This window comes from Clostridium acetobutylicum ATCC 824 (assembly GCF_000008765.1).
GTDB lineage: Bacteria > Bacillota > Clostridia > Clostridiales > Clostridiaceae > Clostridium_S > Clostridium_S acetobutylicum.
Genome location: NC_003030.1, coordinates 21,536 through 48,528, shown reverse-complemented (window position 1 = coordinate 48,528; position 26,993 = coordinate 21,536). Strand labels below are relative to the sequence as shown.

The following is a 26,993-nucleotide window of genomic DNA, read 5'->3' as shown; positions in this document are numbered from 1 at the left end:
CATAAACCATAACTTTTTATTCAATAGCAAATGTAAACTCACTATTAGCAAACATAATTGTATCTCCATTCCTAATTTCATATAATTCATCACTATTTATTTTTTGGCCATTTACAAAGGTTCCATTTCTTGATGTTAAATCTATTAAGTAGTATTTTTCATTTTGTTTTCTTATTTCCGCGTGAAGTTTTCCAACAGCTTTATTATCTGAAATATAATCTGCTTGTCCGGATATTCTACCTATTTTAAATGAGTCCTTATTTATGAATATTCTTTCTACTGTACCAGCTTTTTTACTCATTAGAAAGGCTGTTTTTGAATCTAAAAGTTCTGTTTCATAAGACATTTCCGTTACTATTTCTCTTTTAGATGGTTTACTTTCCTTAGCTTCCTTATCGCGTTTTATAAAACTAGTATTTGCTCTTCTTTTATCAGCTACCGTTTCAACTTTATTTCCTCTTAACAAAATAAATATTACAAGAGCTACATCTACAGCAACTACTACTGCTATAGCTATAATCATAAACAGCATTTTAAGTATAAATGCAACCTCAATACCTATTATTGCTGCTGCTATAACTTGAGAAATAACTATATATAATATCTTTCTTTTCTTATTACCAGTTGTATTGCTTTTTACTTCCACCTTCTTACTTTTAAGGTTGCTATCTGTGTTAAATTCTTCACTTTTATTTTGAGTAACATCTATATTAGAAGGCTTTATTTCATGATGCACAACTGGTTCCTTAACAACTTCTTCTTGTATAGGTTCATTTTCAATTCTCACAGGTACACTTTCTACTTTATTTTGAATATTACTTTCAGGGGCATCTACTACTTTAATACCAGATGTTTCAGAACTTTCAAGATAATTTTTAAAGCCTACCAAATTAAAATCATCTTTTCTAAGATATTTTAAAGTTTCTTGTATGATGTTTTCAGAAGTTTTTTCCTCAATACTTACAAAATCTATGATTAAACTTTTAACAAGATTTCTATATGTTACATTTATATCTTCTTCGGTAATTAGCTCAAATGGAAGATATAATAAGTTCACGCTGAAATCTTTTTCACTTATAAATATTGTTTCTAAATCCATAAGAAACTTTTTCTCATCTAGAAAATAATTTTTGCATTCCAAAAGGCATACTGCTATATTTTTTAGTATTGTTATAAATTCACTTTTCCTTATAGTTCTTCCCTTTAAATATTCTTTTATCGGTATTCTTCCTGTTGCATCATATAAAACTTTGATTTTATCATTAAATTGTCTTATTTCAATATTCAAAGCTCCAGAAGTAGGATTATTATTTATCATTTCAACTTCATAATCTACAATGCAATCAATATTATCTAAATAAGTTACTATATAATTTTTTGAAGGATTATTTTCAAACTCCAACTTTAAATTACTTTTATTCATTCTTTCCTGCTCCTTTATTATTTAGATTTAAAATCCAACATGCTTCTTTAATTTATCTATAAAGCCTTCATCAGATACAAATCCAACAATTATTATGGATATGTTATCTTTTTCTCCCCTTTCCTTAACCTTGTTTACAAATTTCTGCGCTGCTTCTTGAAGCACATCATTATCAATAATGTTTTTAATCTTTTTTATTTCACTATATAATTCTTCTTCTTCAAATTTGTTGTAAAAGCCATCACAGCACAAAACAAAAACATCATTTTTATTTATTTTTCCACGTTCTTTAAATACTTCAATGTTTTCTTTAACTCCAACACATTGTGTAAGTATATTCTTTTTAGCACTATTTTTTGCTTCAATTTCTGTCATAATATTATTTCTAACATTCATAGCTACCAGTGTATGATCTTCTGTAAGCTGCTTTATTTCCTTGTTTATTTTATATATTCTGCTGTCTCCAACATGAGCAATATAGTATATATCATTACATAGTAATAAAGCCGATACAGTTGTACCAACCTTCACTGATTCTTTTTTGCCATAATCTCTAATTTTCGTATTAACAACTTCTATGATTTTGGCCATAAATTCTGTTATTTTTTTTTCATCCTTTTCATTTATGATTCTTTCATAGTGTTTGTCAAACCACTCTTTAAAGTATTTAACTGAAATAGAACTTGCTATTTCTCCAAAGGAAAGCCCTCCCATTCCGTCACACATAACAAACAATCCAATATCTCGATTGTTGTCTTCATAAATTTTCACTAAAAAGTTGTCCTGATTAGTTGGCTTTATATTTCCTTTATCACTTACAGCACCTACTACAATTTCCATATATACTCCTTTTCAATTTTGTTACTATACTTGTACAATTTTTATAATAACAATTAGTTGCTTATTAATTTAAAATATATAATAACATACACATAATACCATTATTTTTTTCAAATATCCACCTTCAATTACGTTTTTTCTTATATTTATAACTCCTTTTTAAATTTTACTCAATAATATTTTAAATTTTTTATTGTATATATAATCAAGCTATTTTTTATCTTATAATCTACTCTATATATTAATGTAGCTTTTTTGCTTGTCCCTTAATTTCAAATCGTTTTAGAGAAAGCAAAAAGACCTTGCAATACTTTCATATTACAAGGTCTTTTTGGTGTGCCCGATAGGAATCGAACCTACGGCACGCGGTTTAGGAAACCGCTGCTCTATCCTACTGAGCTACGAGCACATATTAAATTTTCCATTACAAGTTAATATTTTATTACTAAAACCTCTTCATGTCAATATGTCTATCCCTCTATTTTGTGTTTATTTTTTTATATTGCATGTATTATTTTTAACAAATACATATAATATACTATATAATTTCATCCCTAAATAGTTTCTTTGTAATATTTTATATATTCTGATAATTCAAGTGCTTTTCATTTACAAAGTTACTGTATTTTGCTATTATGATAGTATAAATATGTAAAGGGGATGCTTACAATGATTGATGAATTAAAGAAAGTTCTTCTTGCAGGATTAGGCTCAGCTGCCTATACTTATGAAAAAGGTTCAAAATTAATTGATGAGATGGTTAAAAAGGGTAAACTAACTCTTGAAGAAGGAAAAGAACTTTCTCAAGAATTAAAAAAGAGTATAAAAGAAAAAAGTGAACTCGTAGGTGAAAAAGTAAAGCCTGTATCAAAGCAGGATATTTCAGATGTTTTAGATAAATATACTGCAGTTTTAAATGCTGAAATAACTGAATTAAAGGAAAGAGTTTCAAAACTAGAAGATAAAATACAGTAACTTAGTTGAAATAAAACACTTTAATTAAAGGGAAACCATGCTGAAGCTTTCACCAATTTTAAAATCTGCAAGGCATTTTAACTGGTTTCCCTACACATAGTTTATAGTTATAAGTTAGAGCTTTTAGATACTGTTTTTAAAGAGAGGTTTAAAGATGAAAAAGTCAGTGCAGCGTTTTAGAAAAATAGTTAAAGTTCTTGCCTTTTATGGTTTTGGCTACATAGTTGACTCCAAGCTTAATAATGCAAAAAATTCTCCTGAAAACTTGAGAAGAGCTTTTGAAGCTCTTGGCCCAACCTTTATTAAAATAGGTCAAATTTTAAGCACAAGACCTGATATAATTCCTCCTGATTACATACATGAGCTTTCAAAGCTTCAAGATAAAGCCCCTGCGGAAACCTTCGAGAATATGGAAAGAATATTCATAGAAGAATTTAAAAGACCTATTGATGATTTTTTTTCCTACTTTAATAAAAAGCCTCTAGCATCAGCTTCAATTGCTCAAGTTCATGAAGCCACTTTAAAGAGCGGCAAAAAAGTAATTGTAAAGATTCAAAGGCCTAATATAGAAGAAAAGATGAAATTAGATCTTTCTATCCTATATAAAATAGTAAGCTTAACAAAGGCAAAATTTTTAGATACCTTAATAGATTCTAAAGAAGCTATTGAAGAATTGATTTCCTCTACAGAACTCGAACTGGACTTTAAAAATGAAGCTAACAACATGGTTCTTTTTAAAAAATTAAACTCAGATACGGATTTTGTTACATGCCCAGACTTAGTTAGCAAGCTATCAAGCCGACACATAATAACTATGGATAAAATAGATGGTTTAAAGGTAACTGATGTAAAAGCGCTTAAAGAGGCAGGACATGATATAGATGATATTGGCAAAAAATTAGCTCTTTCATACTTTAAACAGGTTTTTGAAGACGGTTTCTTTCATGGTGATCCTCATCCTGGAAACATACTAATACAAAAAAATAAAATATGCTACATAGACTTCGGAATCATGGGGCATATTAGTAAAAATCTTAAAAACGCATTAAACGATATTATTATATCAATAGCTTATCAAAATATAGATAAATTAATATCTGTAATAATGTCTATTGGAATAAAAACCGGCTATATTGATAGAAATCAACTCTATGAAGATATAGACTATATTTTTGCAAGCTATTTATCAACTTCTCTTGAAAACATAAAAATATCTCAGCTAATTCAAGAAGTATTTGACTGTTCAAAGAGAAATAATGTTAGAATGCCTAAGGATTTAATCATTCTTGTAAGAGGCTTTGTAATAATTGAAGGTGTTATTGCTAAAATTTCGCCTGATATTTCTTTCTTAGATGTTGCAATTCCCTTTGTTAAAGCTCAAAACAAAGCAGAGATCTTTGGCAATTTTAACATGTATGAAGTTTTACTTAACTCATATATGTTTTTCAAATCATCATTAAAGGTTCCAAAAAAGTTTATAGATTTAAGTGACAGTATCATGAGGGGCCGTGCTAAACTTCAACTTAGCCACACAAATCTAGAGGAATCTATAAATGAATTAAGTAAAATGGTTAACAGACTTATATTAGGTATAATAATATCCTCAATGATAATAAGCTCCTCTGTTATAGTTCACTCAAATATAGGTCCTAAGGTATGTAATATTTCTATAATAGGAATTACAGGATATATCCTTACTGCACTTATGGGTTTTTGGCTACTTATCTCTATAATACGTTCACATAAAATGTAAGACCTCACAATGATAAAAGTGAGGTCTTTTAGTACTTTATAATATATCTATTCCATTAAAAAGATATCTAGTTATCTTATTTGTAAGATTCTCCATACTTTCGTTTCCTTGATTTATTAAGTCATACACCGCTCCAGAACAAAGTACACCAAAAAAAGTATAGGACATAAACTCAGTTTCTCCTTTTTTTATGTAGCCTTTTTCCATTGCGTCTTTAAGATATCTTTCAATAATCTCTATATAGTCCTTTATAACTTTCCTTAATTCAAGCTGTCTGGAATCCTGACCCCAAAGCTGGCTCATAAGTACCTTAAAAAAGTCTCTATTTCTAAATATCATTCCTATTTGAAACCTACAGATTGCTTTTAACTTATTTACAGGATTACTTTCCTTTCCTGCTTCCTGTTCCATTTCTTCTCTTATAACATTCATGCCTTCAGAAATTACATATTTAAAAATTTCTTCCTTACTTTTAAAATGGTAATAAAGAGTTCCCTTTGCTACTTTTGCATTCGATGCAATCTCATCCATAGTTGCACCATCATATCCATTCTTTGAAAATATCATAAGGGCAGACTTGAATATGGCATTCTTTGTCTTATTCATTTGATCACTCCAAATTTTAACTTTATTTCATATTTCCCTAATAATAATTATAGTATCATAAAATAACTTCATCAAGTAATTATTTTTTGACATCAACTAAGTCCAAAGCTTATAATTATAACAAAATCTAAGTAATTAAATTATAAAGAGGTTGAAAATGATTAAATATTATAATAGAAAAACAAAGCAGTATGAAATTGAGAAGGTAGCAGGGGAAAATTACCTTAACTGGACTTACTCCTCTCCTATTGGAATGAGCTTTCTGGAAGCTTTGATAAAGAAGAAGGCATTTTCAAGTATATATGGTTCATTTTGTGATTCAAAAATCAGTAAAGGCAAAGTAAAAAAATTCATAGACTCCTTTGATATTGACATTCTAGAAAGTGAAAAAAAGCCTGAAGCTTTCAAATCCTTCAATGATTTCTTTACTAGAAAACTTACAAAAGAAGCAAGACCTTTCTCCACAAATAAAGAAATTTTAATTTCTCCTGGAGATGGTAGACTACTTGTTTATGAGAATATAGATTTAGATAATTTAGTTGAAATAAAAGGTATGGGCTATAGCCTAAAGGAACTTATAAAGGATGAAAAAATAAGCTCAAAATATAAGAATGGAATATGTATGATTCTAAGGCTATGTCCAACTGATTATCATAGGTTTCATTTTGTAGATAGCGGTGTGTGCAGCGCTACCTCAAAAATTAAAGGCTCATATTACTCAGTGAATCCTATTGCCTTAAATAAAGTAAAGAGGTTATTTTGCGAAAACAAAAGAGAATGGAGTATATTAAAGTCTGATAATTTTAAGGATATCCTATATATAGAAGTTGGAGCTACTTGCGTTGGAAGTATTATTCAAACTTACAAGGAAAATACCAAGGTCAACAAAGGTGATGAAAAAGGCTACTTTAAATTTGGAGGCTCCACAGTAGTTTTATTCTTTGAAAAAGATTCAGTTAAAATAGATGAAGATATACTTGAGCAAACAAGATTAGGTTACGAAACTAAAGTATTTATGGGTGAAAGTATTGGAAAAAAATAATCCCTACATTAATAATGTAATGTATAAAAAGTGTGCTTAAGCAGCACACTTTTTATACTATTTCATAAGAAAAAAGCCGTCAATTCTATAGTCTTTTCTATTATCCATAATTTTAAATCTGCTTTTCTCTTTAAATTCACCTAAATTGTATATATACATATTTTTATCATCGCAGGTATAAAGCTTATTATCCTGGACTTCAATTTCCATTAAATTATGCTGAAATGAATGCAATTTTTGTTCTCCCGTAGCAAGATTCATCTCTGTAAGCTTATTTCCTGAATTCTCTACAGGATTATAATGACTTATATATAAGTTCCCATTGTATACTTTTAAATGGTCTTGATAATCTGCACCTATCTTTATATCGCTTACAGTATTATCTTTTATGTTAAGCCTTGAAATAGTATTGGAAGGCTTGTTTCCATCCTGTGACGTCATATGTGAAAAATATATATTATCTCCATAAATAGTGCTATCAAATACAGATTGGTCTGATTTCATTCTCATTGATTTTTCAATATTTAAGGTATCTTTATTGATTATACTTATTATTATAGTTCCATCTCTCTCATCTGAATCAGCAAAAGAATATATATAATTTCCATACAAAGCTATGTGTTCAATTAAACCTGGTAAATTTAAAGTCTTCTCGATTGATTTTTTTTCTATATTATATTTAGTTATTATTGATCCTTTAGGAGGACTATTAGTTGTATATATATAGCTATCATCTACAGCAACGGAGAATATTCCCTCAGCTATATCATACGTATTATACTTATTGTTTTTCGCATTAAATTCTACTACCTTCTTACTCCTGTTAGAGTATCCCCCTATGGAATTTGTATAAACTTTATCATTATGCTTCACTGGTGAAAGAAATCCAGAATTTACATCCACACAATTAATCTTAATTTCCTGTACTTCTTCTCCTTTTAGCGTATAAAGTTTTATATAGCTATTGTTATTAAATGTAGAGGATTCAATAACAGCAATTTCCGCTTTTCCACTGTTTTTATTACCTTGTTCATTTCCACCAGATGCCTTACCACAGCCAACTATAAATATAACAAATAAACTTATTAGTATTGATTTAATTAGCTTGCCATTGTGCATAAATAGTATCTACCGTATTCTGTTTTGGTAAGTCAACTGGAATTATCACTGAAGGTATTGTTTTTTTAGGATCTATATCCATTCCATATAAGTCTTTGTATGCAGCCCAAACCAATTGAGAACAATAAAATTTATCTCTTGTATTAATATTAAAGAAGTTCCAATTGTATGGCTTTCCTACTTGATTATTGCACCAATCTGCTGCTTCTTTGTCCTGTTCTGCTGTAGTTGAGTTAACGGTAATTCCCTTTATTGTGTTATATCTAGACTTCCAGGTGTTAGGATATCTTTCAACTCCACTAGGCTCTGATTCTACTGTAGTTGATGCATCCCATATTATACCTGCATGTCCATAATGTATTCCCATAGTATTACTATCTCTAGTGACCAATATTACTCCACTTCTAGTTGGATAATCTCCATAATTTTCGTCTGTATCCCTGCTTATAAATCTTTGAGCTTTTTTAACCTTATTTTTATAATCATTAACAACTTTTGTCTTTTTCTTATCTCCAAAAGAATTATATGTATTATCAATATTACTTTGATATTGCTTTAATACATTTCTCTCATTTCCTGTCATTCCATTAGTTACTGCATAAGCTTTAACATTTGTTAATGTAGTAGCAGTTATTATAAATGCTGCTACTAGAGCTGTGTTTTTCTTAATATTTACCATATTGCACCTCCCTATTTTTTAATTTAATTATACCAACCATATTATACTAATTCAATAATTTTACTTAAATGTAACCGATTTGTGCTTCTTTTAACAAAATAAATTATTTAAAACATTTTAGACTTTATTTAAATATGATATAATTATAAAATGTACGTAATATTTACGTTGATTAAACGTTAATTTTTTAACGAAGTTTATTAATATATTTTAATTATATTTTACATTTTGGGAGGATAAACATGAAAACAATAATCTTAAATGGCAATGAAGTGCATACAGATAAAGATATTACTATCCTTGAGCTAGCAAGAGAAAATAATGTAGATATCCCAACACTCTGCTTTTTAAAGGATTGTGGCAATTTTGGAAAATGCGGAGTCTGTATGGTAGAGGTAGAAGGCAAGGGCTTTAGAGCTGCTTGTGTTGCCAAAGTTGAAGATGGAATGGTAATAAACACAGAATCCGATGAAGTAAAAGAACGAATCAAAAAAAGAGTTTCAATGCTTCTTGATAAGCATGAATTTAAATGTGGACAATGTTCTAGAAGAGAAAATTGTGAATTCCTTAAACTTGTAATAAAGACAAAAGCAAAAGCTTCAAAACCATTTTTACCAGAAGATAAGGATGCTCTAGTTGATAATAGAAGTAAGGCTATTGTAATTGACAGATCAAAATGTGTACTATGCGGTAGATGCGTAGCTGCATGTAAACAGCACACAAGCACTTGCTCAATTCAATTTATTAAAAAAGATGGACAAAGGGCTGTTGGAACTGTTGATGATGTTTGTCTTGATGACTCAACATGCTTATTATGCGGTCAGTGTGTAATCGCTTGTCCTGTTGCTGCTTTAAAAGAAAAATCCCATATAGAAAAAGTTCAAGAAGCTCTTAATGACCCTAAAAAACATGTCATTGTTGCAATGGCTCCATCAGTAAGAACTGCTATGGGCGAATTATTCAAAATGGGATATGGAAAAGATGTAACAGGAAAACTATATACTGCACTTAGAATGTTAGGCTTTGATAAAGTATTTGATATAAACTTTGGTGCAGATATGACTATAATGGAAGAAGCTACTGAACTTTTAGGCAGAGTTAAAAATAATGGCCCATTCCCTATGTTTACATCTTGCTGTCCTGCATGGGTAAGATTAGCTCAAAATTATCATCCTGAATTATTAGATAATCTTTCATCAGCAAAATCACCACAACAAATATTTGGTACTGCATCAAAAACTTACTATCCTTCAATTTCAGGAATAGCTCCAGAAGATGTTTATACAGTTACTATCATGCCTTGTAATGATAAAAAATATGAAGCAGATATTCCTTTCATGGAAACTAACAGCTTAAGAGATATTGATGCATCCTTAACTACAAGAGAGCTTGCAAAAATGATTAAAGATGCAAAAATTAAATTTGCAGATCTTGAAGATGGTGAAGTTGATCCTGCTATGGGTACTTACAGTGGTGCTGGAGCTATCTTTGGTGCAACCGGTGGCGTTATGGAAGCTGCAATAAGATCAGCTAAAGACTTTGCTGAAAATAAAGAACTTGAAAATGTTGATTACACTGAAGTAAGAGGCTTTAAAGGCATAAAAGAAGCGGAAGTTGAAATTGCTGGAAATAAACTAAACGTTGCTGTTATAAATGGTGCTTCTAACTTCTTCGAGTTTATGAAATCTGGAAAAATGAACGAAAAACAATATCACTTTATAGAAGTAATGGCTTGCCCTGGTGGATGTATAAATGGTGGAGGTCAACCTCACGTAAATGCTCTTGATAGAGAAAATGTTGATTACAGAAAACTAAGAGCATCAGTATTATACAACCAAGATAAAAATGTTCTTTCAAAGAGAAAGTCACATGATAATCCAGCTATTATTAAAATGTATGATAGCTACTTTGGAAAACCAGGTGAAGGACTTGCTCACAAATTACTACACGTAAAATACACAAAAGATAAAAATGTTTCAAAACATGAATAATATATAAAATAAATGTGCCTTAACATCTAAGTTGAGGCACATTTATTTTACTATTTTACTCCATACTCTTTATAGTACTCATTAATTCTATCTTTCATTTTATCATCTATGATTACTTTGCCATTGATATTTTTCTTATACAAATATTCTACTACCTCTTCCATAGTAACAATAGAACATGTTTTAAATCCAAACTTTTCTTTAAGTTCAGTTAAGGCACTCTTATCTCCCTTACCTCTTTCCATTCTATCCACTGATATTATGATTCCCTTTACATCAACCTCAGCCTGTGATTTAAGTATAGGCATTGTTTCGTATACTGATGTACCAGCTGTTGTGACATCTTCTACAATTATAACTCTGTCTCCTTCTTCAAGCTTTGCTCCAAGAAGTATTCCCTTATCACCGTGATCTTTAACTTCTTTTCTATTTGAACAATAAGCTGCATTAATTCCATAAATATTATCAAGTGCCATAGCTACTGAAACACTTAAAGGTATTCCTTTATATGCAGGCCCAAATAAAATATCAAAATCATCTCCAAAATTATCATATATTGCTTTAGCATAAAACTTAGCCAACTTATTTAATTGATTACCTGTCTTGTAGTTACCTGTATTTATAAAAAATGGTGTTCTTCTGCCGCTTTTAGTTATGAAATCCCCAAAGGTAAGTACATTACTCTCCACCATAAATTCTATAAATTCTTGTTTGTATTGTTCCATTTTTAGCCCTCCATGTTTTTATTTAAAGAAGTCCAAATACAATTGTGCTACGTTATCTAAAATTCTTAAACTTCTTATAATATCATCCTTAATCTCAAGAGAATGATTAGCTCCCTCAAACAACATCAATTTAACATTTTTATTTTCTCTGATTTTATTTATACATTCACTTTTAAAAAATTCATCCTTAGTGCCTGACACCACAATGCACTTTCTGTCAACTATATACTTTAAAGTCTCTTCAATAGGTGTTAAGTAAAGAAACTTTATATTATCTATATTTAATTTAGAAGATGTACATCCAGCTATTTCTGTTCCAACACTTTTCCCTAAAAAATAAATGTTATCATACTTTTTTTCAATAACATTTTTTATAATGCCCTTTATTTCAATAGCTACATCTTCAATACTTTGTTTTCCTATGTCCTCCCAAGAAATCTTATTCTTATAGTTGATGCATAGAATATCTATATTATTCTGTGCAGCTGCTTTCCTTGCATAATACAGAAGAGGCTTTTCATGACCATAATTTATTCCTGGAAAAATTACAGTTAGAGCACTTGAATTTTCATAAGAATAAAGTTCTCCGTAGACATCATTATACTTTAATGATCTAACCAATTTATTATTCAAATACATCACCTTATTTGTTTTTTAGTTTATAAAATCCTTATAAAGTAAACTTGGTTGAATCCCCTTATTATTTTGATATTTGCCACTTGAATATTTTTCATAATCTCCACCAACGTCATGATAATATATTTGGCAAATTTCAACTCCAGAATATATTCTTATTGGTTCAACGCAGAATATCTCTAATGTCCAGTATCCTTTAAATCCAACGTCTCCAAACCCTGCTGTAACATGAATAAACACACCCAATCTTCCAATAGAAGATCTTCCTTCGAGCATTGGTACATATTTATCAGTTTCTGTATACTCCAATGTTCTTCCAAGATACAATTTTCTTGGCTCAAGTACAATTCCTTCTTCAGGAATTATAAGCTTTTTTGTTTTATTAGGTTTTTTCATATCCAAAACTTCTTCATCATAAACAAGAAGTTCATTATGTAATTTTAAATTATAGCTATTAGGATTTATTTGTTTTTCATTAAAGGGTTCTATTACTATATCTTTTCCTAAACTATCTTTTATCTGTTTTCCCGAAAGAATCATTTTCCTACTCCTTTACTTTTACTGATTAATTTCCTTTATAATTATATCATATATACTTCTGAAAAATAGAAGCAACTATACCTTAAAATATTAATTATTTACACAAAAATAAAAACCCAATCAAAAGATTGGGTTTTATTGGTGCGACAGGCAGGAGTCGAACCCGCAGCGCCTCGGTTCGTAGCCGAGTCCTCTATCCAGTTGAGGTACTATCGCAAAATATTAAGCATACTTATATTATCACATTAGAACAAAAAAATCAAATCCTATATTTTACCCTTATTTCTTCTTACAATATCCTTATACCGTAAAATCTTAATAATAACTGTAATACAGAGTATGTTAATATAGTAAATGTAGAAATTGCTAAAACAACCTTAGAATATACATTTCTACTCTTATTCGCTTTTACTCCAATAAAACAACCTAAGAGAGGTATTATAGGTATAAAATATCTGCCTTGTATTCCCTCAATAATATTAGCAGCCTTAGGTGTCCAAGATACATAAAGAGCTGACATAATCAATCCTACATTAATTATGAATACTATAAACATAATAATTCTATCCTTATTCTTTTCAATTAAAGTATGTTCGAATAATGCAATTAATACTAATGCCACTCCATAAAAAAGATACAAATTTAAAGGTAACCTTGTATCTAACCATCCAAAAACTCCTATAAAACTAATGGCGTAGAAAGACATTTTAAAATGAAATGTTCTAAGTAATATATGTATATATGTAATAGGATGTGAAAGAACAAATTCCATTTGTCCCGGAGTGTACGACCCGGCAGAAACCTTTATAGCTAAAATTTTAGATATTACCGAAACAGTTACTAAAGACATTAAGCATGCACCTAGCATTATTACAAATGTTCCTATATAATCCTTTTTACTATTAAACTTTTTTATTGGAATTATGAAGAATAAGATACACATTACAAAGTAAATTCTTTTACTAAAAGCTAGTAATGTAAATGCTATTATCATTGTAACAATCTGCCTTTTAGTTAGTTTAGCTTCCTCTTCCCCAAATGCATATCTAAGTACAAGCGCTATACTTAAAAAAGCCATAGAGTTTGTCATAGCATCCGCTGATAATGATGCTGCTTGATACAAATTCATTGGAGTTAAAGCTAAAAAAGCCATTAAATTTTTCTTAAAAGGTATCAATTTTACTGAAAAAAACACTATTATTGTCCAACATATTAAGTTAGCTATTCTCCCAAAATACATCATATAAAGTGCCGAAGCTCTAAAAATCTTAGCTAAATTAATGCCTATACTTTGTGGTATGTATACTATATCTGAATATATAGTGGCACTTCTAAAATCATTAAAAGCCACCTTATTTTTATTCAAAGGTAAATTAAGATAATATTTAATTTTATTAATATCTTGTTTTTTATTGGATTTAGCCTTTATGTCTTCAGATAAATTTTCTGACGTTTTTATTAGATTCTGCGGTAAGTATCCGCCTATGCCGCTATTATTCTTTTGTTCAAACATTTGACCTGTTGATATTTGATACGCCCTATAGAAATGTATTGGTTCATCTGGATCCTGAAATGGAGCATTTATTACTGCAAATAGCACACCAAAGAACAATGCAAATGCCATAAAAATATATTCTACTTTTACGACTCTTTTGTTCATAAAGAGTTATCAACTCCTTACTTGAATAAAATTATATTAAAAACAAATAAAAGGACATTTTACAATGTCCTTTTATGGCGGAGAAGGAGAGTTTCGAACTCTCGCGCCGGTTACCCGACCTATACCCTTAGCAAGGGCACCTCTTCAACCACTTGAGTACTTCTCCATATGCTCTACGAATTTCTTCTATTAAATTAATGGCGGAAAGATAGGGATTCGAACCCTAGGTGCGGTTACCCGCACGCCGGTTTTCAAGACCGGTGCCTTAAACCAACTCGACCATCTTTCCACATAACAACATAAAATATTATATCACATATTTTTTTGTTTGTCAACAATAAAATAAAATTTATTTTAAAATTTTATCCTATTTCTTACGACAAGATTTATTATAACATCCACTCTTTTTAATGTCAACGTTTTTATTTAATATTTATCTTTATCTGACATAATTTTTTTAGATAATTTAAGAAAGGCATTTAATGCCGGCGAAATCCACTTGTCCTTATGATACAATACCTGTGATATAATACCGAAATCTGGTCCACACCAGTTAAGTGGAATTAACTTTCCATTCTTTATTTCTTCTTCTACAGCAACCTTAGGAAGAAGTGTTATTCCCAATCTACTCATGGTAAATTGTTTTATAGCCTGAACACTTCCTGTTTCAAGAACAAGTTTAGGTTTTATATTATAACTTCTTAAAATATTTTCAAATGCAGCTCTATAACTGCATCCCATTTCTGTTAACACAAGAGGTTCTTCCACTATATCTTCTGGATATATTTTTTCTTTTTTTACAAGCGGATGATCTGGATATGCCAAAAGAATCATAGGTTCATCAAATTCAACCTCAGATATAAATTCATTTGAATCAATCTTAGTTCCTAGAGAAAATGCTACATCTATTATATTATCCTTCAAAAAATGTCTAAAATCAGCGCAACTTCCGAACTTTAAAGACACCTCTACATCTGGATATAATCTTCTATATTCTTTAAGTATCTCTGGAAGCCTTATAACGCATAAAGATTCAGCAGCACCTATTGTAAGTGTTCCACTTGGCTTTTCATCATCTAAAACTACTTTTTTTATTTCATTTGACAGTTTAATCATTTGTTTAGCATATGGCAATAACTTTTTTCCTTCATATGTTAAGGTAACTTTTTTTCCTATTCTTTCAAAAAGCTTTATTTGAAGTTCTTCTTCTAATATTTTTATTTGAGTAGTAACAGTAGATTGTGCGTAATTAAGCGAATGGGCTGCTTCCGTAAAGCTTTGATACTTACTTACAGCTATAAATGTATTTAACTGCTTAAAATCCATAACCTCTTCTCCTATCAATTTTTTTGAATATATTAATCAAATTTATCAATTTTACTAATATATACATGTATGTTAGCATATATATTATAAACAATCAAATAAATTTGAGGTGATTCCTATGAATAAATTAAGGGTTGGATTAATTGGTGGAACAGGCATGGTTGGACAAAGATTTGCATGTCTTTTAAAAGATCATCCTTGGTTCGAGGTTACACTAATTGCTGCAAGTAAAAAATCAGCTGGTCTTACCTATGAGGAAGCTGTAAAAGATAGATGGAAAATGAATGAGCCAATTCCTGAAGGAGTTAAAAATCTTATAGTTAAAGATGCGTTTGATGTAGATGAAATTTCAAGCATGGTTGATTTCGTTTTTTGCGCCATTTCCTTAAATAAAGAAGAAACTAGACTTCTTGAAGAGGACTATGCAAAACATGAAATGCCTGTTATATCTAATAACTCTGCAAACAGATACGTACAAGATGTGCCTGTCTTAATTCCTGAAATAAATAACAATCATACAGAAATAATAGATATTCAAAAAAAGAGATTAGGAACTAAAAGAGGATTTATAAGTGTTAAACCTAACTGTTCTATACAAAGCTATGTTCCTCCTATAAGTGCTCTTTTAAAATATGAACCAGAAACAATTCTTGCCTGTACCTACCAAGCTATTTCTGGAGCAGGAAAAACCTTTAAAGAATGTCCTGAAATACTTGATAATGTTATACCTTACATTAAAGGTGAAGAAGAGAAAAGTGAAAATGAACCTCTAAAAATATGGGGAAAAATAGAGAATAATAAAATTGTAAATGCTTCCTCTCCTCTTATAACTACTCAATGTATAAGAGTTCCTGTAACGGATGGTCATTTGGCTGCTGTATTTGTTAATTTCAAAACGAAACCTTCAAAACAGGAAATAATAGATGCTTGGGAAAATTTTAAAGCCCCTGAATGTGCTTTAAATTTGCCAAGTGCTCCAAAAAAATTCCTACATTATTTTGATGAACCTGATAGACCACAAACAAAACTAGACAGAGATTTTGAAAATGGTATGGGAATAACTATGGGAAGACTTCGTGAGGATAAATTATTTCAATATAAGTTTGTATGCTTATCTCATAATACTCTTCGTGGAGCAGCTGGTGGCGGTGTTTTAAGTGCTGAGCTCTTAAAAACTCAAGGATATTTAACCTCTAAATAACTCTGTTAATCCTTAAATTCATATAATATAAAATAGGTGACACACTACATTGTGTCACCTTAAATTATTTATCTTATAACGTCTTTTCCTATATATTTCTTTAACGCTTCTGGAACATTTACACTTCCATCTTCATTTTGATAATTTTCTAGTATTGCTGCAACTGTTCTTCCAACAGCAAGACCTGATCCATTAAGAGTGTGAACAAATTCAGGTTTAGCCTTTGGATCTCTTCTAAATTTAATGTTTGCACGTCTTGCTTGGAAATCCTCGAAGTTACTACAGCTTGAAATTTCAACATATCTTCCGTAGCTAGGCATCCATACTTCTATATCGTACTTTAAAGCTGCTGTAAAGCCTAAATCTCCCTTACATATTCTAACCACTCTATAAGGAATATTTAATATTTGTAAAATTTCCTCTGCATCATGAGTTAATTTTTCAAGTTCATCATAAGATTCTTCTGGTTTGGCAAACTTAACAAGCTCTACCTTATTAAATTGATGCTGACGAACAAGTCCTCTTGTATCTCTTCCTGCTGAGCCTGCTTCTGATCTAAAGCATGCACTGTATGCAGCAAACTTATATGGTAAATCTTCTGCTTTTAATATTTCGTCTCTGAACATATTAGTAACAGGAACTTCAGCTGTAGGAATTAAAAAGAATCCATTATCTACTTTAAAAGCATCCTCTTCAAATTTAGGCAACTGTCCAGTACCAGTCATACTAACTCTATTAACCATGTATGGTGGGAGGATTTCAGTATATCCGTGTTTTTCTACATGAGTATCAAGGAAATAGTTTATAACTGCTCTTTCAAGTCTTGCACCAAGTCCCTTATAGAATGTAAATCTAGAACCTGCGACTTTTCCTCCTCTTTCAAAATCAAGAAGCCCTAAATCTGTTCCTATATCCCAGTGTGCTTTAAACTCAAAGTCGAATTTTCTAGGCTCTCCCCATTTTCTTATTTCTACATTTTCCTCATCTGACTTACCTTCTGGAACGCTAGGATGTGGTATATTAGGTATTCTAAGCATTATGTACTGCATTTTTTCATCTATTTCTGATACCTTAGCATCTATTCCTTTTATATCATCTGAAATCTTCTTCATTTCAGCAAGTAATTCATCCGCATTTTGTCCTGACTTTTTAAGCTTAGCTATCTCGCCAGAATCTTTATTTCTTTTACTTTTTAAATTTTCTACCTCTACAAGATTTTTTCTTCTTTCTTCGTCAAGAGATACAAGCTCATCTATGACAGAAATATCGAAATCTTCTCCTCTGTTTGTTAGTGCCTTTTTTATTTCTTCTGGATTAGTTCTTATTCTTTTTAAATCTAACATATTAATTTCTATTGAACCTAATCAATAGTTCCTCCTCCCAATAATAAGAATTTATATAAACATATTATTTTACCCTTATCAATAAATACTTACATAATTATAAGCATACATAATGTAGTTTATCACGAATACTATAAAATTTCAAATATTGGGTCTATACATGAAAATTGTGCAGAAATATATTAATTTAGTGCATTTTTAGCTTTATCATATTTAGCGTATTTTAATGTATTCTTTGCATAATTATGCTTCAACCTTTTTCTCCCTTTTGTCAGTAAATAATCCTAACAAAGAACATATCATCAAAACAATAGCTGCAATTAAATTTGTTTTATTAAATGCTTCAGATATCTTATCATTTTTTTCATCCTTTATTTTATTTATAACCTTAGAAAGTGATTCTTTTTGTCCTGCCATACCTTCACTTTCTACTATCTTGTTTGTTCCACTCTTTAATTTAGATGATGCCTCTAAAATTTTTCCTGAACCCTCCTTTAACTTATCCCCTCCAGCTAAAGAAGCTTTTATTCCACTAGACAGCTTTTCTGAACCATCATATACTTTAGAGCCTCCCCGACTTAATTTATAAAGAGCATCACTTAAACTTCCTATACCATCCTGAAACTTTATTAAGCCTGATGAAGAATTAGACATTTTGCCAATTCCTTCTGATAGTGCTAAAACTCCAGTTTTAAAACTTCCTCCATCTTCAAATTGACCTAAAACCTTTGAAGTTCCTCCTGAAACTTTTTCTGCTCCTTGTTTTACTTCCTCTCCTGACGAAACAATGTTTTTATTTTCATTTAATCTATTTTTAAAATCCGCTAAATTTGTTGTACTAGAATCAATTGCTGCTGAATAAATGGCAATTAAGTTTTGAAGCATCTCTTCGCTTTGAATGTCATTTTTCGCTTTAGCCTTAATAAGCTCTGCTTTATAACTTTCAAGTACATTAGCCGCATTTGGTGTATTTTTAGCCATCATATAAATGGTACTATCTACAGAAGAAACATAAGTAGTAACTCCACTAGAAAGTTTTTGTGCTCCATCATTAACACCATAAATACCATCATATATTGTAGGAGTATTTTCATCTTGGCTATGCGAAAATTGTGCTGATAATTTCTTTGAGCCATCATTAAGTTGTGAAATACCATTTACTAAGGTACTTAATCCTGCACTTCCTTCTTTAAGCTTCTGACTACCTAAAAATGCTCTATTAAGACCATTATTAAGGCTACCCATACCAGAGGTCAAAGCACTGCTCCCGTTGTAGATACTGTTAATACCGCTATCTAAAGCTCCTATTCCATTATTTAAAACTACTTGACCCTGATATGATTTTTCACTTCCATCACTAAGCTTCTTCGTTGCATTATAAAGCTGCTCTAATGTATCATTATCTTCAAATGAAGCTCTATTAGAAAAAACTGAAGAATTTCTTTTAAGTATTTCCTTTACGTCATTTGTAATTGAACTTTGCGACATAGTACTCTTATTTGATAAATTATTATCACTTTTATTAAACTTATCATTTACTATCTTAACTAGTTCTTTTCTTACTGGATAAATTATTTCTTTCTTATTATTTATATAGGAAACAACATCTTTTTTTATATTATCTTTTGCATCAGATACATTTGAATTTAACATACTAACTAAAATTGCTATCCCTATACAACTTCCTATTTGTCTAGCCGCATTTACTATTCCAGATCCTATACCACTCTTTTCTTTAGGGATAAATTTAACTGAAGATGAAAGAGCTTGAACAGAAAATCCAAGTCCTATTCCACATATAATAAGATCAAATATCATAGTTCCCTTTGACATACCATAACTCAAATATGATAGTCTAAATATTCCAATTCCAAGGGATAACATACCAATAAAATTTATAATTCTTGGGCTAACTTTCTTTCCTAAAATACTTCCAATTGGTGTTGAAAACATTCCTGTTAGGGATACACTCATCATAATAAAGGCTGCCTCAAGTGTGTCGTACTGAAGAACATTTTGAAGATAGTAATTAAGTATAAGAAGAGGACACATAAGTCCAAACCCCGTTATCATGTAACATATACTTGATGCTGTAAAGGTTGGTTCCTTAAATAAATTAATTTCTATCATTGGAGAAGAAACTTTTAATTCAATTATAATGAATAGAATCAGAGAAACTACAAAGATAAGAAACAAAGATATTATTAGTGTGGATGTCCATCCATAATCCTTTCCTTTTAATAGTGCAAATATAAGACAGAATAAACTTATAGTTAGAGTCATTACTCCAAACCAGTCTATATCTTTAGAAACCGTATTATCATAGGATTCATTGACACAAATAACAATAAGAATTAAAGCTGCTATAGCAAATGGAACATTTACAAAAAAAACCGACTGCCAATTTATATACTTTATCAAAACTCCACCTAATGGAGGTCCACTAGCAGCTGCTAAACCAACCACTGCTCCAGATGCACCAACAACTATGTTCATTCTTTCCTTGCCGAATATTTCTATTCCCATTGGAAGTGCTATTGGCGTAATAATTGCCCCTCCTATTCCTTGTACAAATCTCATTATAATGAGAAACAATAATGAATTTGAAATTCCACACAAGGCTGAGCTTACTCCAAAGATTAAAATCCCAATAATCATTAATTTTTTTCTTCCAAATTGATCTGCAAACTTGGCTGCTGTGATCATAAAAACAGCTAGTGCCAATGCATAAATTGTGCTGATCCAACTTGTATCATTTAAGCTTACTTTAAAATAATCTGTTATATTTGGAAGAGCAATATTTACAATCGTACTATCAATAACTCCAAGAAAAGCTGCTATAAGTATTCCAATAAATCCAATGTATTTTTTTCTTTCATTCATTTTATCCACCTCCAAAATATGAAACGCATTTCATATTCACGTTATATCCTGATGGGTTATTACTGTCAATACAAATATGAAATCACTTTCATGTTTGATTGACAACCTATTATGGTTATATTAAAATATTCTTAATATACTTAAATATAAGAAGGTGAAAAAATTTGGACAAGGAAGTTCGAAAACCTCAACAAAAACGTTCGATAGAAAAAAAGAAGAGAATACTTGATGCAGCAAATACTCTTTTATTGAAAAACGGATATTATGATATAACAACAGCAGACATAGCAAAGGCAGCTGGTCTTTCTACTGGAACTGTTTATGCATATTTTAAAGATAAAAAGGACATTTTACTTTCATCTCTTTATGAAAGCAGTAAGTCTTTTAGAGAACAAACCCTTAATGAATTAGATAAAATTTCCCAAAATGATAATCCCGTAAATACTATAAAAAATGTACTCCAAATTTTTATAAAGTTTCACACTAGTTACCCAAAAAAATATCATGATGAGCTTATGTCTCTATCTTATATTGATGAAGATGTACGAGGCTTTTTTGAAAATATAAAAAATACTATGATGGATGCTGTTGTTAAGCATTTAAAGAAATGTGGAATTAATTTAAAGCATGAAAAAGAACAGTCTTTTTTGATATACTCTCTTATTGAAAATATTGAAGATGAACTTGTTTTTGATATATATCCCGACTTAAATAAAAATATACTTATAGATGAATGTGCACGTGTTATTGTAAATATGATAATGGACTAGAATAGGGGTTGGAAAGTTTATATTATTTCCAACCTTATGATTTTATATTTTTTAAACGAAACTTTTTGAAGAACTTATGTGCTCCTTCACTATTTCTGAAGCTGCTCTTAAATAATCTTTTCTAATTTCATCTGAAACATGCGGAACTGCTCCAAAAAAGTTATGTCTTACTTCCTCTATTCCACAGAACTTAAATATTCCTTCATCTGTTGTCTGCTTCATTGAGTTATGCATACCATTTGCTCCATATACATCACTTGGTGTTCCTGTTGTACAGAATATTAATGCCTTCTTACCTGTTAATAAACCTCTTGGCTGACCATCAACATACTCATAAGCAAATCCATATGAATATACTCTATCTACATATCCTTTAAGCATAGCTGGTAGTCCAGCCCACCATACAGGATAAATAAAAGTAATCATGTTTGCCCATTTAACATTTTCTTGTTCATCTTTAATATCCTGTGGAACCTCTCCTCTTTGAAAAGTTTCAAAATCAGCAGGCTTTAATATTGGATCAAATCCCAATTGATATAAATCTCTAATTCTTACAGCTGCACCACTCTCTTCTGATGCTTTTACAACTTCATCTAATATACCCTTTCCAAAACTGTTTGGATTTGGATGTGCAAAAACAATTAAATTATTCATATTCAACCCTCCTCAAGTCTATTCTTAACATAGCTATAGGAATTTATTCTTAGGGGTTAAATATAAAAAATAATGAAGAGAACCCTTCATTCTCTTCATTATTTTTTAGTTATAATTTATCTTTTCCTACCCATTTTCTCAAAACTTCTGGAACAACTATACTTCCATCCTTATCCTGCATTTGCTCAAGTATTGCTGGAAGTACTCTACTTGTTGCAAGCCCTGAAGCATTTAAGGTATTTACATACTCAATTTTTTTAGTTTCTTCTCTTCTAAACCTTATCTTTCCTCTTCTTGCTTGATAATCTCGTGCATTTGAAGCAGAACTTACTTCCTTATACTCGTTCATACTTGGAATCCATACTTCAATATCATAGGTTTTTGCCATTGAAGCACTGCAATCTGCTGCTGCAAGTTTTGATAGTCTATAATGAAGTCCTAATCCTTTTACAAGCTTTTCAGCTTTTCCTATAAGTTCCTCCAAGGCTGCATCTGAATCTTCAGGCTTAGTATACTGAAACATTTCTATTTTGTTAAACTGATGACCTCTTATCATTCCTCTCTCTGAAGCTCTATAACTTCCCGCCTCAACTCTATAACATGGAGTATACGCAAAATATTTTTTAGGTAACTCATCTTCCTTTAGTATTTCATCACGATGAAGATTAACTAAAGCTGTTTCAGCTGTTGGAAGAATAAATTGCATACCTTCACCTTCGCCATTACTGCCAACTTTAAAAACTTCATCTTTAAACTTAGGAAATTGTCCTGCTGTTCTTCCACACTCATAGTTTAATATATGGGGCGGAAGAATAAATTCGTATCCGTCTTTAATATGCTCTTCTATAAAATAGTTTAAAAGGGCCCACTCTAAAATTGCTCCATAGCCTTTATAAATCCAAAAACCATTTCCTGATAACTTAGTTCCTCTTTTATAATCAATCAAATCATGTATATTTGAAAGTTCAACATGATCCTTGGGTTCAAATTCAAATTGTGGTTTTTCACCATAAACATGCACTACCTTATTATTTTCTTTTCCCCCTGGAAGTACATCTTCATCAGGTATATTAGGTAATGCTTCTAAGAAAGTATCCATTTTCCCCTTTATAGGCTCTAAACTTGTTTCTAATTCAGATATTTTATTGGATATTTCCTTTATATCTTTAAAAAACGATTCATCTACCTTGCCACCTTGGCTCTTGATATTAGAAATTTGCTTTGAAGCTTCATTTTTTTTATTTTTTAAAACCTCAACTTCATGAATAAGCTTTCGCCTTTCATCATCTAATTTAAGAAGCTCTGTAAAATCAACATTATCTATCTTTTTTAAAAGAGCTTTTTTTACTTTTTCAGTATCGTTTCTTATTAAATCTAAATCTAACATAAGATTTCACTTCCATTTATTTTTATTTAAGTTCATGTATAAAGAGACCACTTCTAAGCTTAGGTTCAAACCAAGTTGATTTAGGAGGCATTACTTTATTACTATCTGCAACACCCATTAAATCCTGTATTGTAGTAGGATACATTGAGAAAGCTATTTTCATGTCCGTATTTACTCTTCTTTCAAGCTCCTCAAGCCCTCTGATTCCTCCTATAAACTCAATCCTATCATTTTCTCTAGGATCATTTATATTTAATACGGGTTCTAAAAGATTATTTTGAAGTATTGAAACATCAAGACTTAACACAGGATCTAATTCATTAAAGGTTCCTTTTTTTGCTGTTAGTCTATACCATTTACCTTCAACATACATTCCAAATTCATGCTTCTTTTTAGGTTTATATGGTTCTTTATTTTTTACTTTCTCAATTTCAAACTTATCTTTTATATTATTGACTAGTTTATCTACAGTCATTCCATTTAAATCTTTTACTACCCTATTGTAATCCATTATAGTAAGATCTGTATCAGGAAATACAACTGAAAGGAAAAAGTTAAATTCTTCGTCACCTGTATATCCAGGATTATCTTCTCTTCTTTTGAGCCCAACCTTTACTGCTGATGCCGCTCTATGATGACCATCGGCAATATATAGGGCATCTATTTCACCAAACAATAACTCTATTTCTTTTATTGCTTGATCATCATTTATTATCCATACTATATGAGATATGCCATCATCACTTATAAAATCATAAACAGGTTTCTTTTTAGTTTCTTCATCTACTATTTCATTTATTCTATTGTTGGATCTATAAGTTAAAAATATAGGTCCTGTATTTGAGTTACAATAATCTACATGATTTATTCTATCCTTCTCCTTACTTGGAAGAGTAAATTCATGTTTTTTTATAACTCCATTAATATAGTCATCTATAGATGTGCATCCAACTATCCCTGTTTGAATTCTCCCATTCATTATTTGCCTATATATATATAGGTTTTTCTTATTATCCTTTACAAATATACCTTTTTTAATCATACTGTATAAGTTTTCTTTAGCCTTCTCATAAACCTCTGTACTGTATTGATCTACATCTTTTTCTAAATCTATTTGTGCCTTATCTATATGAACAAATGACAACTCATTTTTTTCTCCTATTACTCTTGCTTCTTCCGTATTCATAACATCATAAGGAAGTGCAGCAACCTTACTAGCTAAATTTTCAGTTGGTCTTATAGCTTTAAAAGCTCTTAATACTGCCATAATAAATCTCTTCCCTTCTTTTATGTACTATAAATGCCGCTGTTTATATATTCTTCAGCGGCATTTATTTATGTCTCTATTTAAACGTGTTCTCTACTATATTTACTATTTCTTCACCTATTCTAGCTTGAGCTTCCTTAGTTGACGCTCCTATATGTGGAGTAACTGAAACTCTAGGATTATCTAAAATTTCTGCACAAGGTTTTGGTTCATTTTCAAACACATCAAGCGCTGCCCCTCTTATTTTGCCATTATTAATTGCATTTAAAAGCGCTTGTTCTGAAACAACTCCACCCCTAGCACAGTTTATAAGAAATGCCCCATCTTTCATTGCATTAAACTCATTATCTCCTATTACATATCCCTTTTTCTTATCATACGGTATATGAAGTGATACAAAATCAGCCTCCCTCAAAAGTCCATTTATATCATCATAAAACTCATAGCTATCATAACCAACTACTTTGCCGCATATATCATTATAGATTACTTTCATACCTAGTGCTTCTGCTCTTTTAGCAACCTCTCTTGCAATTCTTCCAAATCCTATAAGCCCCAACGTTTTTCCAAAAATTTCAGTTCCTGTGTATGCTTTCTTTTCCCACTTACCTTGCCTCATAGTTACATTTGCAGTATTTATAAATCTTGAAACTGCAAACATATGTCCTATGGCTAGTTCTGCTACTGAAGCACTGCTAGCATTAGGTGTATTATTTACTGTAAGCCCCTTATCTCTTGCGTACGTAACATCAATATTATCTACTCCAACTCCAGCTCTTATAATAAGCTTAAGTTTTGCCCCTTTAACTGTTGCTGCATCAATAACCTCTTTTGTTACTTTTGTTGCAGACCTTACAACTAAAACGTCAAATTCTTTTATTTTCACAAGTAATTCGTCTTTATCATAATGGTCCTCTACAACTTCATAACCAAGATCTATTAATCCATTTACTGCATTTTTATTCATTCCATCATTAGCTAATATTCTTATCATTATATAAAAGCCCCCTTTTATAATTCTATAGCTTTAAAATATCATTTATATTTTCTATAAGCTCTTTAATATCATCCAAAGTAAACTCAGCCATATGAGCAATTCTAAATGTCTTTTCCTTTAACTTGCCATATCCATTTGATATTGCAAATCCTCTTTTTCCAAGTTCCTTATTCAAATCAGCAACACTTATGCCCCTAGTGTTCTTTATAGTTGTCACCGTATTCGAAAGGTTATCTTCATCACCAAATATTTCGAAATTTTTTCTAGCCCAAGCCCTTACATACTCAGCCATTTCAATATGCCTTTTATATCTGTTATCCATGCCTTCTTCAAGCATTTTATTAAGAGCATAATCAAGTGCGAACATATGTGATAATGAAGGTGTTGATGGATATTGATAATCTTTCTTTTGAATGAACTCATATAGTTTTAATAGATCTAAATAATATCCTCTGTGCTCAACATTTCTAGCTCTTTCTATTGCCTTCTTTGAGAATGAACATGCTGCCAATCCTGGAGGTAGTCCAAGTGCTTTCTGAGATGATGTTATACAAACGTCAACTCCAAGCTCGTCTACTGGTATATTAGTTCCCCCCATAGAACTAACTGTGTCTAGACACCATACTACCTCAGGATATTTTTTTATAACTTTTGCTATCTCACCAACTGGATTCATTATCCCTGTTGATGTCTCATTATGTGTTAATGCTATTAAATCATATTTTCCTGTTCCTAAAACTTCATCTACAAATTCAGGCTTGATTGCTTCTCCCCATTCAACTTCATACAAATCAGCTGGTACTCTGTTGTCTATGGCCATTTCATACCATCTTTTACCGAAGGCTCCTATTGAAAATACTGCTGCTCTTTTAGCTGTACAGCATCTAATTGCTCCTTCCATTAATCCACTTCCAGAACTTGTTGAAAGTAATATTTCTTCTTTAGTTTGAAAAACAATTCTAAGCTTGTCACTTATGCCCCTTTGAAGTGACGAAGCCTCCTTGCTTCTATGACCTATCATAGGCTCTGCCATCTTTTGAAGTACATCTTCTGCTACTTCTACAGGTCCAGGTATAAATAATTTTTTATGCATATGAATGCCCCCTTATTTTGTATATGTATTAAAATATTTACTTTTTTGTATTATTTTTCTGAAAAAAGGTTATAAAAATAAGC

Annotated in this window: 23 protein-coding genes and 4 tRNA genes; 6 read left to right on the top strand and 21 right to left on the bottom strand. The window is 30.6% G+C overall.

Going from position 1 to position 26,993, the window contains the following annotated elements; all coding sequences use genetic code 11:
• Window positions 1-16: 16 nt before the first annotated feature.
• The 3 genes from CA_RS00225 to CA_RS00215 form a co-directional block, all read right to left on the bottom strand.
• Window positions 17-1,423 (bottom strand): DUF6382 domain-containing protein, encoded by a 1,407-nt coding sequence (locus CA_RS00225; protein WP_010963365.1) that lies wholly within the window; start codon window positions 1,421-1,423, stop codon window positions 17-19.
• Window positions 1,424-1,450: 27 nt separating this feature from the next.
• Window positions 1,451-2,263 (bottom strand): PP2C family protein-serine/threonine phosphatase, encoded by an 813-nt coding sequence (locus CA_RS00220; protein WP_010963364.1) that lies wholly within the window; start codon window positions 2,261-2,263, stop codon window positions 1,451-1,453.
• A 332-nt stretch (window positions 2,264-2,595) separates the two neighbouring features.
• Window positions 2,596-2,672 (bottom strand) — tRNA-Arg (locus tag CA_RS00215).
• Between the two features lie 260 nt (window positions 2,673-2,932).
• On the opposite strand from CA_RS00215, the gene CA_RS00210 reads away from it, so the two are divergent.
• Both CA_RS00210 and CA_RS00205 read left to right on the top strand, forming a co-directional pair.
• A complete protein-coding gene (locus CA_RS00210) occupies window positions 2,933-3,238 on the top strand; it encodes a phasin family protein (protein WP_010963363.1) in 306 nt (101 codons plus the stop codon).
• A gap of 154 nt (window positions 3,239-3,392) precedes the next feature.
• A complete protein-coding gene (locus tag CA_RS00205; RefSeq protein ID WP_010963362.1) occupies window positions 3,393-4,991 on the top strand; it encodes an ABC1 kinase family protein in 1,599 nt (532 codons plus the stop codon).
• A gap of 36 nt (window positions 4,992-5,027) precedes the next feature.
• Here CA_RS00205 and CA_RS00200 read toward each other — a convergent pair whose 3' ends face one another.
• On the bottom strand, window positions 5,028-5,597 hold the full coding sequence (locus CA_RS00200; protein ID WP_010963361.1) for a TetR/AcrR family transcriptional regulator: 570 nt from the start codon (window positions 5,595-5,597) through the stop codon (window positions 5,028-5,030).
• Window positions 5,598-5,754: 157 nt separating this feature from the next.
• On the opposite strand from CA_RS00200, the gene CA_RS00195 reads away from it, so the two are divergent.
• Window positions 5,755-6,639, top strand: coding sequence for a phosphatidylserine decarboxylase (locus CA_RS00195; protein ID WP_010963360.1), 885 nt, complete (start codon window positions 5,755-5,757; stop codon window positions 6,637-6,639).
• Between the two features lie 57 nt (window positions 6,640-6,696).
• On the opposite strand, the gene CA_RS00190 is transcribed toward CA_RS00195, so the two are convergent.
• A complete protein-coding gene (locus CA_RS00190) occupies window positions 6,697-7,758 on the bottom strand; it encodes a YncE family protein (RefSeq protein WP_010963359.1) in 1,062 nt (353 codons plus the stop codon).
• Complete coding sequence (locus CA_RS00185) at window positions 7,736-8,437, bottom strand: YiiX/YebB-like N1pC/P60 family cysteine hydrolase (RefSeq protein ID WP_010963358.1); 702 nt, start codon at window positions 8,435-8,437, stop codon at window positions 7,736-7,738. Before CA_RS00185 ends, CA_RS00190 begins: the two co-directional genes overlap by 23 nt.
• 242 nt (window positions 8,438-8,679) lie before the next feature.
• Here CA_RS00185 and CA_RS00180 point away from each other — a divergent pair, with 242 nt between their 5' ends.
• Entirely contained in the window at window positions 8,680-10,428 is a 1,749-nt protein-coding gene (locus CA_RS00180; protein ID WP_010963357.1) for a ferredoxin hydrogenase, read from the top strand.
• Window positions 10,429-10,478: 50 nt separating this feature from the next.
• Here the strand turns inward: CA_RS00180 and pyrE are convergent, their stop codons facing one another.
• The 8 genes from pyrE to CA_RS00140 form a co-directional block, all read right to left on the bottom strand.
• Window positions 10,479-11,153 (bottom strand): orotate phosphoribosyltransferase, encoded by a 675-nt coding sequence (pyrE, locus tag CA_RS00175; protein ID WP_010963356.1) that lies wholly within the window; start codon window positions 11,151-11,153, stop codon window positions 10,479-10,481.
• 18 nt (window positions 11,154-11,171) lie between these two features.
• Window positions 11,172-11,792 carry an alpha/beta family hydrolase gene (locus tag CA_RS00170; RefSeq protein WP_241393144.1) on the bottom strand — a complete coding sequence of 207 codons (621 nt, stop codon included), beginning with the start codon at window positions 11,790-11,792 and terminating at the stop codon, window positions 11,172-11,174.
• Between the two features lie 15 nt (window positions 11,793-11,807).
• On the bottom strand, window positions 11,808-12,329 hold the full coding sequence (gene dcd, locus CA_RS00165; RefSeq protein WP_010963354.1) for a dCTP deaminase: 522 nt from the start codon (window positions 12,327-12,329) through the stop codon (window positions 11,808-11,810).
• A 139-nt stretch (window positions 12,330-12,468) separates the two neighbouring features.
• A tRNA-Arg gene (locus tag CA_RS00160) sits at window positions 12,469-12,545 on the bottom strand.
• Window positions 12,546-12,618: 73 nt separating this feature from the next.
• Window positions 12,619-13,989: a DUF2142 domain-containing protein gene (locus CA_RS00155; RefSeq protein ID WP_010963353.1), complete on the bottom strand. Its 1,371-nt coding sequence runs from the start codon at window positions 13,987-13,989 to the stop codon at window positions 12,619-12,621.
• A gap of 75 nt (window positions 13,990-14,064) precedes the next feature.
• Window positions 14,065-14,155: transfer RNA gene (locus CA_RS00150), tRNA-Ser, on the bottom strand.
• Between the two features lie 32 nt (window positions 14,156-14,187).
• Window positions 14,188-14,278: transfer RNA gene (locus CA_RS00145), tRNA-Ser, on the bottom strand.
• Window positions 14,279-14,415: 137 nt separating this feature from the next.
• Window positions 14,416-15,315 (bottom strand): LysR family transcriptional regulator, encoded by a 900-nt coding sequence (locus tag CA_RS00140; protein WP_010963352.1) that lies wholly within the window; start codon window positions 15,313-15,315, stop codon window positions 14,416-14,418.
• Window positions 15,316-15,433: 118 nt separating this feature from the next.
• Between CA_RS00140 and asd the strand changes: the two genes are divergently transcribed.
• Window positions 15,434-16,516, top strand: a complete 1,083-nt coding sequence (gene asd, locus CA_RS00135; protein WP_010963351.1) for an aspartate-semialdehyde dehydrogenase — start codon at window positions 15,434-15,436, stop codon at window positions 16,514-16,516.
• Between the two features lie 68 nt (window positions 16,517-16,584).
• Here asd and serS (CA_RS00130) read toward each other — a convergent pair whose 3' ends face one another.
• Both serS (CA_RS00130) and CA_RS00125 read right to left on the bottom strand, forming a co-directional pair.
• Window positions 16,585-17,859 (bottom strand): serine--tRNA ligase, encoded by a 1,275-nt coding sequence (serS, locus tag CA_RS00130; RefSeq protein WP_010963350.1) that lies wholly within the window; start codon window positions 17,857-17,859, stop codon window positions 16,585-16,587.
• A 243-nt stretch (window positions 17,860-18,102) separates the two neighbouring features.
• The gene (locus CA_RS00125) at window positions 18,103-20,742 is read right to left on the bottom strand and encodes an MFS transporter (protein ID WP_010963349.1); all 2,640 of its coding nucleotides are present in this window, start codon (window positions 20,740-20,742) and stop codon (window positions 18,103-18,105) included.
• A gap of 164 nt (window positions 20,743-20,906) precedes the next feature.
• On the opposite strand from CA_RS00125, the gene CA_RS00120 reads away from it, so the two are divergent.
• Entirely contained in the window at window positions 20,907-21,512 is a 606-nt protein-coding gene (locus tag CA_RS00120; protein WP_010963348.1) for a TetR/AcrR family transcriptional regulator, read from the top strand.
• Window positions 21,513-21,563: 51 nt separating this feature from the next.
• Here CA_RS00120 and CA_RS00115 read toward each other — a convergent pair whose 3' ends face one another.
• The 5 genes from CA_RS00115 to CA_RS00095 all read right to left on the bottom strand — a co-directional run bounded on the left by CA_RS00115 (window position 21,564) and on the right by CA_RS00095 (window position 26,910).
• On the bottom strand, window positions 21,564-22,166 hold the full coding sequence (locus CA_RS00115) for an NAD(P)H-dependent oxidoreductase (RefSeq protein ID WP_010963347.1): 603 nt from the start codon (window positions 22,164-22,166) through the stop codon (window positions 21,564-21,566).
• Between the two features lie 109 nt (window positions 22,167-22,275).
• On the bottom strand, window positions 22,276-23,553 hold the full coding sequence (gene serS / locus CA_RS00110) for a serine--tRNA ligase (protein ID WP_010963346.1): 1,278 nt from the start codon (window positions 23,551-23,553) through the stop codon (window positions 22,276-22,278).
• Between the two features lie 22 nt (window positions 23,554-23,575).
• Window positions 23,576-24,820 carry a DUF1015 domain-containing protein gene (locus tag CA_RS00105; protein ID WP_010963345.1) on the bottom strand — a complete coding sequence of 415 codons (1,245 nt, stop codon included), beginning with the start codon at window positions 24,818-24,820 and terminating at the stop codon, window positions 23,576-23,578.
• Between the two features lie 76 nt (window positions 24,821-24,896).
• Window positions 24,897-25,814 (bottom strand): D-2-hydroxyacid dehydrogenase, encoded by a 918-nt coding sequence (locus tag CA_RS00100; RefSeq protein ID WP_010963344.1) that lies wholly within the window; start codon window positions 25,812-25,814, stop codon window positions 24,897-24,899.
• 25 nt (window positions 25,815-25,839) lie between these two features.
• On the bottom strand, window positions 25,840-26,910 hold the full coding sequence (locus CA_RS00095) for a pyridoxal-phosphate-dependent aminotransferase family protein (protein ID WP_010963343.1): 1,071 nt from the start codon (window positions 26,908-26,910) through the stop codon (window positions 25,840-25,842).
• Window positions 26,911-26,993 lie beyond the last annotated feature (83 nt).